Raw genomic sequence first — 13430 nt, 5'->3', positions numbered from 1 at the left:
ATTACGCCAAGAGCGCAGATTTATCTGCGTAATCATCTTAATCTGCGGGAGCTGTTTTGAAAAATCGAATATTCATAGTTAGCTGTTATTCAAACCTTGAATCAATTTTAGCATTTTTACTTATGCTGATTTTTCAATGGCGTTAACAAATATTCCAATCCGTTAACGCGAATCTCAAACATGGTGGCCATTAAATCGCCCAATTTACCCTTCGGGAAGCCTTTATCTTTATACCAAAGCAAATAGCTTTCAGGGATATTGCAAATTAAGTAGCCCTTATACTTTCCATAAGGCATTTGCATTTTCACTAAATCGAGTAATAAGGTTGGGTCCATTAATTAAATTATTTAAGCAATTATCTAAGTTGTAGGCACAAGAGAAAAGCAATGAGTGGTCTAGGAAAGACACAAACCATGGGTAAAGTCATTTCTACATTTGATATTATGTGCCTCGGTCGGTGTCCACACACACCGAAATAAACAAATCTGTACTTAGCTAATCAATCAGCTCTAAAGTTTGAATAGCTTCTTCAACAGTGGTTACATTATCAAAAGCGATGCGCAAGGTGTTTTTAACCTCTTTTAAATTGCACATCCGGGGATGATTTTGGGCGAAAGTTAAAATCTTCGTAAAAGTATTCGAATCGAAATAAGCAGATTGTTTATCACTCAAGAAATAACCTCGTAAACTATTTTTCTTGAAGCTGATCTTCTCAAAACCCAACTTTTTGCCTAACCACTGCAATCTGACCACACTTAACATCGTTTTCACCTGTGGCGGAACCGGACCAAAACGATCTGCTAAATGCTTTTCAAAAACAGCCAGTTCTGTTTCATTTTCCAGCTTGGAAAGTTCGGTATATAAATTATAACGTTCGGTGATGTTGGTAATGTAGGCATCAGGAATGTAAAGTTCCAAATCGGTATCAACCTGCGTAAACCCGACATAAGCACGAGCAGGCTCATTCTCAAATAAACCTTTAAATTCTGCTTCTTTCAGTTCTTGAATGGCTTCATCTAAAATTTTGTGATACATTTCAAAACCAATTTCAGCGATAAAACCACTTTGCTCTGCGCCCAATAAATTTCCGCTTCCGCGGATGTCTAAATCCCGCATCGCCACATTGAAACCGCTTCCTAAATCAGAAAATTCTTCGATAGCACTTAAGCGTTTCCTGGCTTCTGAGGTTAAGGTAGAAAGTGGTGGCGACAATAAATAACAGAAGGCTTTTTTGTTGCTCCGCCCTACTCGACCACGCATTTGGTGTAAATCGCTCAGGCCAAACATATGTGCATGATTGATGATGATTGTATTGGCATTCGGAATATCCAAACCAGCCTCAATAATGGTGGTAGCCACTAAAACATCTTTTTCGCCGTTAATAAAATCAAGCATCACATCCTCTAGCTGATCACCATCTAACTGGCCATGGGCAATACCAATGCGGGCTTTAGGAACCAATTTCTGAATCAATCCGCCCAACTGCATTAAATCATTCACACGGTTGTGGATGAAGAAAACCTGTCCGCCACGATCCAATTCGAATTGAACAGCCTCCTGGATCAGTTTATCATTAAAAACATGTAATTCAGTACTTACCGGTTGTCGATTTGGCGGTGGCGTACTGATGATTGATAAATCCCGGGCACCCATTAACGAGAAATGCAACGTTCTTGGAATCGGTGTCGCAGTAAGCGTTAACGTATCTACATTTACACGAACAGCTTTAAGCCTTTCTTTTGCCGTTACGCCAAACTTCTGTTCCTCATCAATAATCATGATGCCCAGATCTTTAAATTTCACATCTTTACTCAACAAACGGTGTGTACCGATGAGAATATCAACTTTCCCGGCAGCAGCTTCAGCCAAAGTATCTTTAATCTGCTTGTTGGTTTTAAAGCGATTAATATAATCTACTGTAACCGGAAAATCTTTTAAACGGGAAGAAAATGTTTTGAAATGCTGTAAAGCTAAAATGGTCGTTGGAACCAGAATTGCAGCCTGTTTTCCTTCGGCAACGGCTTTAAAAGCAGCACGAACAGCAATTTCCGTTTTACCAAAACCCACATCACCACAAACCAAACGATCCATTGGGTGTGGTGCTTCCATATCCCTTTTCACATCCTGCGTTGCTTTCAGCTGATCTGGCGTATCTTCATAAATGAAAGAAGCTTCGAGTTCGGTCTGCAAATAACCATCGGGAGAAAAAGCCGTTCCTGCCTGAGTTTTGCGTAAAGCGTAAAGCTTAATCAAATCACGGGCAATGTCTTTAACTTTTTTTTTTGTGGTTTTTTTGAGTTTATCCCAGGCGTCGGTACCTAGTTTATTCATTTTCGGTACGCCGCTTTCCTTGCCGCTGTATTTCGCAATGCGATTTAAAGAATTAATGTTTACGTACAGCAAATCATTATCGGCATAAATCAGGCGAATCATTTCCTGCGTTTTGCCGTTTACCTCAACCTTTTCCAATCCGGCATATTTCCCAATACCATGATCAATGTGGGTTACATAATCTCCGGATTTCAACTCACGAAGATCTTTCAGCGTAATCGCCTGACTTTTTTGATAGCCTTTCTTTAGCTTGTATTTGTAGTAACGATCAAATATCTGGTGGTCGGTATAAAAGGCAGTTTGAATTTTTGGATCTACAAAACCTTCACGCAACATGCTGTTGATGGGTGTAAACTTGGCCGTTTTGTCTATATCTTCCAAAATGGCGTATAAACGCTCAATCTGTTTTGGCGAATCGGTAAAAATAAAATTTACAATTCCCTCTTTTTCATTTTCTTTTAGATTGTGAATTAAGAGATTAAAATCTTTATTGAACGATGGTTGCGGTTTGGTTTCAAATTCGAAACGATTGTCGGTTTTATAAAAGAATTGTTTTCCAAATTCAACCAAAGGAAAATCATGTAAATGATCACCTAATAGTTTTTCATCGCTGAAAGCAAATTTCGGATCAATCCAATCCGGGTTTTTGTTTTTATCATCAAGAGAAAGTGCTTTCCATAATTCGACAGCTTTTTTGTAGCCTGCTTTAACAATGTCAAGGGTAAATTCTACATCCTTAAACCATAACTGCGTATCCTGGTCAATATAATCGAGAATGCTGATGTTACTTTCGGTTAAGAACTTGGCTTGTACATTGGGTACAATCGTAAGCGTTTTTACATCGGCCACCGAAAGCTGACTTTCAATTTCAAAACTTCTGATGCTTTCTACTTCATCGCCAAAAAATTCGATGCGGTAAGGTAAATCAGAAGAGAAAGAAAATATATCTACAATACCGCCACGAATGGAGAACTGCCCAGGCTCGTAAACGAAATCCCGTCTATCGAAATCATAATCAATTAAAAATTCATTAATAAAATCGATACCCAGTTTAGCACCAAGGCTTATTTCTAAAGTATTTTTTTCTAATGCAGAACGATCAATCACCTTCTCGGCAATCGCTTCGGGGTAGGAAACCACGATTTTCCCATATTCCGAATCGTGGTTCAGCTCATTTAAAACTTCCGCTCTGGCCAGTACATTTGCGGTATCAACCTGCGTAAAATCAAATGATTTGCGGTAAGAAGATGGAAAAAGCAACACCTGTGTATCTAAAACGCTTTCCAAATCTGATTGAAAATAGGCTGCTTCTTCCCGATCTGGAAGTACAAAAAGTATAGGCTTATGGAGTAAAAAATAAGAGGAAAGTGCTACAATAGCATCGGCAGAACCCACCAATCCCTTCAATTGTATCTTTGGGTTTTTAGTAGAGTTTAACGCTTTGGTAAATTCAGTTACCCTCTCGTCGTTTTTGTAACGGGTTATTAAATCACGAATGTTCAAGGCACAAAAATAAGCTTATCTTTTATATTTAACCGCAAACTTTGTTAAAGGTTTTTTAAGTTTGTTCGTTATTCTTCGGGTGTTAATCGTAATTCGTCGGTTTATATTTACGGTTGGTCGAATAAACGGCTATCCCTGTAACAAAGCACGGCTCAAATCCTCTAAAATATATAAATTGAAAGCATGAAACACATTAAAAACTTTCCAGTGGAACTTGTGTTTTGGCTGACAGCTTTAGTGTTATTGGCAACAGCTAATGGTCATGAGCATCACTTTACACTTTGTCCGCTGGCAAATTTAGGCTACGAAGGTTGGTGTCCGGGATGCGGTTTAGGAAGGTCGATAAGTCATATTTTTCATGGCGAGTTTACCAAAAGCTTCTCCCAGCATTGGTTTGGCTTTCCAGCACTTTTGATTATACTTTATAGAGTTTATACATTGATAAAAAATAGAAATAAATTTAAAATTCAAACAACAAATACATAGAAACCATGGATATATATCAATCACCTTTAATGTCGTTACCAGGTATAACGCCAGAAGAATATGCTTACTTACAACAAGCAACAACAGGTTTAAACGAGCAGCAATTACGCAATTTCTTAATGATTTATGGTAGCCGCAGAAAACAACCGTCAGAAATTTTATTACTAGCCTTAATCGGTTTCCTTGGCTTCGCCGGAATACACAGGTTTGTAATTGGCCAGATTGGAATGGGTATTTTATACTTTTTCACTGGCGGGCTATGTATGATCGGAACGATAGTCGACGTAATCAATCATAAAAGCCTTGCTTTTGAATACAATCAGAAAGCAGTTTTTGAAAGTTTGCAAATGGTAAGAATGGGCAGCGGATTTCAATAATTAGTAAAACATTAATCATTTGAAAAGCAAGGACAGAAACCTTTTTTAGATTAGTCACGCTATACACTATAAGTCCGCACCCGAAGAAAAATCGGGTTTGCGGGCTTTTTGTTTCTATCGGGTTTAGATGGGAAAGATTTATACTGCTTTGCTTCGTTTTACCACCCCTGCCCCAACTAAAAAAGTAGGCGATTAGACAGTACTAAAGATCATTTATTGTTTAAATTGATTAATATATTTTTTTACCACTAAAACCAAATATCCCTCCATTCACAGTTTTCCACTATCCAACTCTCCTCCTTAATTTCAAGGAGGGGCCAGGGGGTAGTTTTAACGTTTATTCTCTTCCCAAAAAACCCCAAATTATATATCTTTATACCATGAGATTATCAGAATTAACAAATTATCTGGAAAGCATTGCGCCATTGAATTATCAGGAAGACTACGATAATTCTGGTTTAATTGTTGGCGATCCAAAAATGGAAATCAGGGCGGCATTAGTTGCTTTAGATTGTATTGAATCAGTTGTTGATGAAGCCATTTCCACTGGCTGTAACCTCATTATCACGCATCACCCCATCGTATTTAAAGGATTAAAAAAACTTAATGGTAAAAACTATGTAGAACGGGTAGTGCTGAAAGCCATAAAAAACAACATTGCTTTATACGCCATACATACTAACCTAGATAGCGTTCATACTGGTGTAAATGCCAAAATCTGCGAACGGTTAGGTTTAACAGGTACAAAAGTATTGGTTCCAAAACCAGGCTTATTAAAAAAACTGGTTACTTATTGTCCTCAGGCACAAGCAGAGCAACTCCGTTCGGCTTTATTTTATGCTGGCGCAGGCAATATTGGCAACTATAGCGAATGCAGTTTCAATGCTGAAGGTTTTGGTACTTTTAAAGGGAACGAAGATTCTGATCCTTTTGTTGGTGAAAAAGGTGTTCGGCATAGAGAATCTGAAGTACGGATTGAAGTGGTTTATCCTACCCAGGCAGAACGGAAAATTTTGGTGGCTTTGTTCGAAAACCATCCTTATGAAGAAGTAGCTTACGATATTTATAAATTGGAAAATAAACATCAACTGGTAGGATCTGGCATGATGGGCTGGCTGGAATACGATATGGATGCTTATGATTTTTTACACTTGGTAAAAGATAGAATGCAGGCCAAGGTGGTAAGACATACGGGCGTGATTGCGAAAAGAATAAAAAAAGTAGCCGTTTGTGGAGGTTCTGGTAGTTTTCTGCTGAAAGATGCAATCGCCGCAGGAGCAGATGCTTTTATTACCGCAGATTTTAAGTATCATGAGTTTTTTGATGCGGAAGAAAAAATCATCATCGCCGACATCGGACACTTTGAAACTGAACAATTTACATCTAATTTATTGCTTGAAATTATTCAGAAAAAATTTACTAACTTTGCAATCCGTTTAACGGAGCAAAATACAAACCCCATAAATTACTTGTTTTGATGGAAGCGCCTAATAGCGCTCCAAACCGTTAAAAAACCGATTCTTAATCCATTTTTATTCATTGAATAGTCCCTAATTGAGTCCCTGTTTTATATCTTTGTTTAAGCAAATTTACATATGGATACAGCAGCAATATTGAACCCCCACTGTAACATTCCTTTTCTTTCCAAGGAGAAACATAGATGGTGCATCAGATTCTATTATCATGTCGATGGGGCAAGAAGATCTAAAAAGCAACACTTCGACCTCAATTCTAGTCGATATATACAGAAAACCTCAACCCAGTACAAGGAGATCAATAAGATTGAACGTAAAGCATATGCCGAAATTCTATTGAGCCAAGTGAAAGAAAGTTTGCGTTTAGATTACTTCAATCCTTATACGCTGGAGTTTGAATGTTCTGATTTGTCAGAAAAGCCATTTCTAGAATATCTAGATAAATTTATAGACCACAATCCGCATTTGGAGCGTAGTGATTCGACCAAAAGGCTATATCGTTCTTATAATAGTATTATAAAAGCATATTTTATTAAAAAAGGATATTCTAGCATCAAATTGAATCAGGTTACACGAAAGCATATTGAAACGTTTCTGATTGATCGCAAGTCGGATTCTGGCAGCACAGTCCAGCGGGATAATTATGTTACTTATCTAAGGAGCTTCTTCAACTATTGTGTAGATTATGAAGAGTTATTGCCCAAGAACCCATTAAAGTTGCTTCATCGCATTAATGCTAACACAAGTAAAACCAATAAAGCTTATCCGCGTGAATTGTTAGTTAAAGTCTTTGAGGAGGCTGAGAAGCTGGATGAATGTTTCTTTTTACTCCTTAAATTAATTTATTATACCTTACGTAGACCACAGGAATTATTGAACGTTAGATATAGGGATATTGATTTTCAAGCAAGAACCATTGACTTTGATAGTGATATCATTAAAACCAACAAAAAGCAATACAGTAAAGTTCGTCAGGAACTATTAGGTCGTATAATGTCAGGTATTCCTAAGGGAACAAAGCCTAATCACTTTTTATTTGGTACGGTTAATGAGAAAGTCACGAAAACAGAACACAGAGTAAAAAGTATCTTTGGTGCGTTTCAAACTCCACTTCATCACTTCCAGGATAAATTTAAAACTTTAAAACAGCGTTTGGGCTTAGAAGATGGTTACACTTTATACAGCATGAAACATAGTGGAGTGGTTTACCTAATCGAAGTTGCGAAATGGACTGACAAACAAATAATGGATTATACTGGGCACACAAACGTTGCGATCTTAGGAAGATATGCAAGGGATGCAAAACGGTCTCGTGAGGATCATCCTGATACTATTTAATATTAATGCCCTGGGCGATTAGCCCAAGGCATTTCTTTTACATCATACATTCATCAGCAAAACTAAAATAATTATGATTGGTAACGATGATATGATCACATACTTCAATATCCAACAGCTTACCACCCTCTTTCAGTTTCTGTGTCAACCTTTTATCAGCTTCACTCGGTTTTAGATTTCCGCTTGGGTGATTATGGCTAAGTATTAATTTACTGCTGTTCGTTTTTAATGCAACAGCAAAGATAATTTTTGGATCAGCCATAGTACCTGATACACCACCCACTGATATATCAACGATTCCTAAAACTCGGTTGTTAGTATTTAGTAGAATTACTTTAAACTCTTCCAAATGCTCAATACTTCCTAATCTCCAATGTTGAATCAGAATTTGATAGGCGTTCCGAGAGCTGTTAATCTGCGGACGTTCTGTAATGTTGTAGTTTGATTTGTAGCTTACTTCAACTTCGGCCACTTTAAATGAGTTTTGTTCTTGTACCATAAGATTAATTAATTATGGTACGATGGCAAGCTTTAAGATCAACTAAACAAAGGAGGAACGGAATAAATAGGCTGTGCGGTTGCCACGTGAGCGTTTATGCCGTAGTTCCTTTAAGTGTGTTGAGATTAGAAGCTTATATTTGTATGATGATTAATATAATAATTAATCGCTGTATCGCCAATTAATACTCATAATCGGTAAACTTTCCGATGTCAAGTTGTTTAAACCAACCCAAAAGCTTAGCATTACTCATTATATCGTTTTCTTCATCGGATGAAAATGGTCGTTCATAGTTTGCATAACCACATTTTAAATATCCAAGACCATTTGTTCCACCAATAAGTATATACTCCTTGACTTTATATCTAGTGTAAACAGCAAAACTATCCATTGCCAAATTGCATAAATCATTAACCATCTCTTGCGGCATATCCTTCGAATGATAGAAGAAAACGAAAGCTTTGTCCTCGATTTCATTATAACCCCTCGCAAACAGCAGTTTCCCTCCTCGCTCCTCATATTTCTTAAGGAAGTTAAAAAACTGGCCAGATATCATACGTCTTTCCATTCTGCTTAGAGTCATTAACTTTAATGCGATTATTTCGCCTTGTAAACTATTAAGCACTTCTCTCTTAACCAACTCATCAATAAAGTAACTTTGCTTGTCTTTATTCTTTTTATCCTTAACTTCAGGTCTTTGGATGAATCTATCCCATTTGCCATCAAGTTGTAACATAAGGCCTTGATAATCTTCCTTTTTAATGTCGTCTGGATAGCTGTTATGATTTAGTATATATTCGGCTAATAAATCATTCTCCTTTCCTGAAATTATAACTTGTCCTTTCTCAAGATCAGTGGACTTCATCGCATACTCTATAAACTGTAAAGAGGTCGATTGATCAAAATCGTGTTCTTCTCCAGGTAACATTAATACTGGTCGACTTTTAAATAACGCTTCTCTGGCATCAAGATAATTCGTGAAATCTATAATGGTATCCATTTCTTGCAATATACCTTGCCAAGAATCTTTCTCCATTATAGTAACGTGTTTGCCATTCTTTGTATAGTGTGATGGATTATAAAACTTCAACCCTAGACCGAGGTTAACAATTATTCTATAAACCCTTTTATATCTTTCTCGTTGAAACAATTCAATTTGTCGATCCGGATGCTTTATAGATATAGATTCAGCTCGAAATAGCTTACGTTCTGCTCCATAAAGCTGGCTAAGAGCTTTATCTGTAGTATTACGGAAGTACCTTTCGTACTGACCTTTAAATTCGTAATTCTTTACAGAGATAATGATTACGATGTCGTTAAATAAAATTAATAGGTCGCTAATTTCCTTCCTATCCCCCAATTCATCTTTAGGACTAGGATAGCACCAATATTTAAGAAAACTGTTTGAGGCAACGTCATTGACGAATTTCTCACCTATTTCACCTTTATCATTGATATCCATATAATGATTTGTATAAAAAGATAGTTTATCATAGGCTCTTGTTTAACGAACGGCTCCATTCTATCTCTAAACTATTAAACGTGATAAATTCGGTTCAGATCCCATCAATATATTACTTGCTTAAGTATCTAATATAACTATCACCAACCCTTTCTTTTAGCTTTGCAAATGTAATGTTCCTTGCCTCGTTATGATATCTAGTGATATTAACGGATAATGCAGAAGTACCATGCGAACAAATTATGCTGCCATTGTAAAGGGAAACCTATATTATTGTTTCTTTTTAAGGTTGTAACCATATGGCGAGCCCCTTTAACATCATTCCATGTTGATTGGGATTCCCAAAATCGGCCAACTTTATAGTGAGTGTGTTTTATGTTATCTAAACCCAAACTTCGGGCGATCTTATCTGACTTCTCAAAATTGTAACCAATACGGCCACCACCAACAGCTCCGAATACTGTGGTAATTACTGCTATTATTGGGAATAGGTCAGAACGTTGGCTCTTCTTAATGTTCATGGTCATAAATCCAAATGAAGAAATGAAACCTAATATTGCTCCCATTATTGAACCCGATAGTGCATTCATCGCTTATTAATTTAACGTTTAAACGATATCTTAGGACTTCTTTTTAAAGGTATAATCAATTCCAAACTTCTGCTTTTCCTGTTCTTTCAAATCATATCCCGCTTTGCTCATAAAGTTTAGGAAATCTGTAGGTGTCTTAAATTCAAGTTCTTTACCTTGTTCATCAACGATTTTAAAGAACTCTGTCTTAAATTCTTCGCCAATTTTAGGTTTTAGAAGTTGTTTGCCTGCAACATAAAATTCCCCATTGCTAACGGATGATAGTTTGACTTCAAAGTATTCTGATTCGACAGTAATAGTGGTGTCTTTTCTTATCTGTTTTTCATCCATTCCAACAACATTGGTTGTAAGGATATGTATAGGTTTTTCTTTATTATTACAGGATGTAAATGTTAATAGCGCGACAATTAATAGTATGGCTGTTGATATTAAGGGAGTTATTTTCATATGAAAGGTTAATTTGTTACTAAAGTATATAGTTACAGGTAATTAACCATACGGGAAACCGTAAATACTCATATTTGAGTATATGAAATCAAAAGTTGACAGGGTGTGTAGGAAAATATATAACCACTGTTTCAATAGAGGTTTTATGTAGGAATTCTTTGAGGGTGTTGAGATTACAAGCTTAAATTTGAACAGTAATTACTTAAATCAATTATATTTGTATAAACCAGCTAAAATCAACAAAAAGAACTCTTGAAAGACGTCACGCACTTAAAATTATTATCACTTTGTGATAAATTGAATAGCATATTAATAAGACTCGAAAAACCACTTTTATGGTCAATCAAAGTTGATGGTGATCTAGTAACATTGGTGCAAATGAACACAAAATCGGATTTGACTCAAAGGATTTTAGTAGATTCAACATCTATTGCATGCCACTCCTTTTTAATGGGCTATTATTTAGCAGTCAGAAACCTATCAATGATTGTCTAAATTTCATGCTCTAGTAAATATATTCTTAGTATAGATATATATCCTTTACAATATCTAACTTATTGATTCTTGCAATGGTGGATAACTTAGTTTGGAAAAGTGGTAATCATGTAATAGATTTGCATACTATAAATAGCATATATGGAAAGCGTAATTCTTGGAGACTGTACAGAATCATTAAAAAAGTTAGAATCATCGACTGTTGATTTAGTAATTGCAGATCCTCCATATTGGAATGTTGTAAATGAAAAGTGGGATAGGCAATGGAGAACGGAGCATGATTATGTTAAATGGTCGCTGGAATGGATTAGTGAAATATCAAGAGTCTTAAGACTCGGAGGATCATTCTATCTCTTTGGGTATTTCAGGACACTAGCGCATCTGGTACCGCATTTCGAAAGTTTAGGATTAGATGTTAGACAACAAATTATAGTTGACAAAGGAATGAGATCAGTATCTGGCAGAGCGACAAAGAACTATCGCTTATTCCCTAATGTTACAGAAAGTATATTGTTTATAACCAAAGATAATAAACAGTTTATAAAACCATATTTAAAAGAGCATCAAGCGTTGCAAGGACTGTCATCTAAACAGATAAACGAAGGTCTTGGTGTCAAAAGCAATGGTGGAGGTATGTGGAGTATATATACAGGTAAGAATATCTGTGAGCAGTTTCCAACAAAGGAATTGTGGGAAAAGCTGAAAAGTATTCTCAAGTTTGATCTTGAATACAAAGATATCGCTCAGACATTCAATGCTCAAATGGGAATCACAGATGTATGGCGAGATATCGATTTCTATCGTGAAACCAGAGTTCATCCGACACAAAAGCCTTTGACGTTAATAAGTAGATTAATTGCTGCTAGCAGCAATGAAAATAATTTAGTACTAGATCCTTTTGGTGGCAGCGGATCGACAGCAATTGCCGCACTCCAAATGAATCGTCGCTTTATAACCATTGAATCTGATCTTAATTATTATAATGAGATTATTAATAGAATAGATGTTGTTAAGAATCCTCTTGGTAGTCAGCTCACCTCCTCAAGTATGGTGTTTTAGCGACTGATATTTTATCGGTATCCCTAAGCGACAGACATGTTCTTGTAGATTCATCGATGTACGGTAACGCTTTCTTTATTTCTCTTATATCTTTACTTTGGCCAGAGTTCATGAGGGTGACAAGGCCATCATAATCAAATCCTTCTATTAACTGGGTATTAATATCATCAGGTGAATTGCTTAAAATAACAGAATATAGTTCTTCCGGATTTAAAATGGAGGTTGGCATCATTTCGGAGGCAATGTCAGACCGATCAACGTGTGGCTCGATATAATGAGTTATGTCGATAATGGGTTTGGTATTAGCATCAGTAACCACACATTCAAATACTTTAACTGGATTACATAAAAAGAACTGATAGGAATAAGGCCAGAAGTTCTTAGGAGCAGGGGTTTTATTAGCACTTAATTTTTTGTGCTCTAGGAACATCTTAAGATAATAATTAGTCATCAGTGAGGCGAAATGTTTGTGTCGAGGATCACTGTTCCATATCTCAAAAGCCTGAAATCTTATTGTATCATAGTTGCCAGAAGAGAAGCGGGGATAGTCTGCGATCGTTAAAAATATACGGTCAACAGTTTTAGTAAGTAAAGCTAACTCATCTTCAGATCTAATGGAAAATAGCCATTTGCTGTCATCCATTCTTCTTATATCCTCAGAGCCACACACAGAACATACTTTTTCCACTCTTAATACCTTTTCCTTACAAGCTTTACAAGTATCAAGCTGATCAACACGGCTGCATGACTTAACTTCAGTTCCGTCACGTAAATCATCACCCCTTGCGCCAGTGCGTGAACCTTCTATTCCAGTTATCAATGAAGCCAAGTGCTGTCCAGGGTATCCAACCTTCATATTAGGAGTTTGTTTGGTAACATTTGACCAACCCAGAGCCTTAAGTCTTGGATCTAGGACAAGCTCTTTCAATAATATAGATATTTTAGCTTTGTTATCGTCTATAGTTATTAACTTAGGGTTTGGTTTCATTAAATAGGTCTGAGAGTGTTACGTTAAATGCATTTGCAATTTTCTGTACATTAACTAAAGTGATATTCTTTTCTCCTCTCTCTATCATTCCTATGTAGGTGCGATGAAGATTGGCTTTAAAGGAAAGTTCTTCTTGAGAAATGCCAATTGACTTTCTTAATTCTCGAACCTTGTTACCAAATGCAATCAGTACTTGATGTGATGCCATAATGCAAAATGTAAAGCTAATGATAGTATGCAAGGCGTGCCACAGACTATAGTTAGCATTTCTAGTTTTCCCTATTGAAACTAGCCATCTGTTGATAAGATCACAATACGCGTACCGTAAACGCGTATGGAACGAAGGTCGTTGCAGTAAAGTTCGCAGAACGATGCAACGT

13 protein-coding genes are annotated in these 13430 nt (G+C 36.5%); 5 read left to right on the top strand and 8 right to left on the bottom strand.

The genetic code is table 11. From position 1 onward, the window contains the following. Positions 1–116: 116 nt before the first annotated feature. A complete protein-coding gene (locus ASE92_RS13255) occupies positions 117–335 on the bottom strand; it encodes a DUF3820 family protein (protein ID WP_056850592.1) in 219 nt (72 codons plus the stop codon). 160 nt (positions 336–495) lie between these two features. After that, a complete protein-coding gene (gene mfd / locus ASE92_RS13250; protein WP_056850591.1) occupies positions 496–3834 on the bottom strand; it encodes a transcription-repair coupling factor in 3339 nt (1112 codons plus the stop codon). A gap of 183 nt (positions 3835–4017) precedes the next feature. Here mfd and ASE92_RS13245 point away from each other — a divergent pair, with 183 nt between their 5' ends. The 4 genes from ASE92_RS13245 to xerC all read left to right on the top strand — a co-directional run bounded on the left by ASE92_RS13245 (position 4018) and on the right by xerC (position 7510). Then, the gene (locus tag ASE92_RS13245; RefSeq protein WP_056850590.1) at positions 4018–4320 is read left to right on the top strand and encodes a DUF2752 domain-containing protein; all 303 of its coding nucleotides are present in this window, start codon (positions 4018–4020) and stop codon (positions 4318–4320) included. A gap of 5 nt (positions 4321–4325) precedes the next feature. Beyond that, positions 4326–4697: a TM2 domain-containing protein gene (locus tag ASE92_RS13240; RefSeq protein ID WP_056850589.1), complete on the top strand. Its 372-nt coding sequence runs from the start codon at positions 4326–4328 to the stop codon at positions 4695–4697. A 380-nt stretch (positions 4698–5077) separates the two neighbouring features. Beyond that, a complete protein-coding gene (locus ASE92_RS13235; RefSeq protein WP_056850588.1) occupies positions 5078–6175 on the top strand; it encodes a Nif3-like dinuclear metal center hexameric protein in 1098 nt (365 codons plus the stop codon). A gap of 117 nt (positions 6176–6292) precedes the next feature. Next, positions 6293–7510 carry a tyrosine recombinase XerC gene (gene xerC / locus ASE92_RS13230; RefSeq protein ID WP_056850587.1) on the top strand — a complete coding sequence of 406 codons (1218 nt, stop codon included), beginning with the start codon at positions 6293–6295 and terminating at the stop codon, positions 7508–7510. Between the two features lie 37 nt (positions 7511–7547). Here xerC and ASE92_RS13225 read toward each other — a convergent pair whose 3' ends face one another. The 4 genes from ASE92_RS13225 to ASE92_RS13210 form a co-directional block, all read right to left on the bottom strand. Then, positions 7548–8009, bottom strand: a complete 462-nt coding sequence (locus ASE92_RS13225; RefSeq protein ID WP_056850586.1) for a RadC family protein — start codon at positions 8007–8009, stop codon at positions 7548–7550. A gap of 181 nt (positions 8010–8190) precedes the next feature. Next, complete coding sequence (locus ASE92_RS13220; RefSeq protein ID WP_056850585.1) at positions 8191–9471, bottom strand: NERD domain-containing protein; 1281 nt, start codon at positions 9469–9471, stop codon at positions 8191–8193. Between the two features lie 206 nt (positions 9472–9677). Further along, complete coding sequence (locus ASE92_RS13215; RefSeq protein ID WP_056850584.1) at positions 9678–10061, bottom strand: hypothetical protein; 384 nt, start codon at positions 10059–10061, stop codon at positions 9678–9680. Positions 10062–10091: 30 nt separating this feature from the next. Further along, a complete protein-coding gene (locus ASE92_RS13210) occupies positions 10092–10508 on the bottom strand; it encodes a hypothetical protein (protein ID WP_056850583.1) in 417 nt (138 codons plus the stop codon). A 636-nt stretch (positions 10509–11144) separates the two neighbouring features. On the opposite strand from ASE92_RS13210, the gene ASE92_RS13205 reads away from it, so the two are divergent. Beyond that, positions 11145–12062, top strand: coding sequence for a site-specific DNA-methyltransferase (locus tag ASE92_RS13205; RefSeq protein WP_200926420.1), 918 nt, complete (start codon positions 11145–11147; stop codon positions 12060–12062). Here the strand turns inward: ASE92_RS13205 and ASE92_RS13200 are convergent. Both ASE92_RS13200 and ASE92_RS13195 read right to left on the bottom strand, forming a co-directional pair. Beyond that, complete coding sequence (locus ASE92_RS13200) at positions 12037–13050, bottom strand: MamI family restriction endonuclease (protein ID WP_056850581.1); 1014 nt, start codon at positions 13048–13050, stop codon at positions 12037–12039. The genes ASE92_RS13205 and ASE92_RS13200 overlap by 26 nt on opposite strands. Beyond that, positions 13034–13258: a helix-turn-helix domain-containing protein gene (locus tag ASE92_RS13195; RefSeq protein ID WP_056850580.1), complete on the bottom strand. Its 225-nt coding sequence runs from the start codon at positions 13256–13258 to the stop codon at positions 13034–13036. The genes ASE92_RS13200 and ASE92_RS13195 overlap by 17 nt, the downstream gene beginning before the upstream one ends. Positions 13259–13430: the final 172 nt, after the last annotated feature.

Origin of the sequence: Pedobacter sp. Leaf41 (genome assembly GCF_001422545.1) — a bacterium.
GTDB lineage: Bacteria > Bacteroidota > Bacteroidia > Sphingobacteriales > Sphingobacteriaceae > Pedobacter.
Note: the sequence above shows the minus strand (reverse complement) of the source record. Positions and strands in the feature narration are given on the sequence as shown.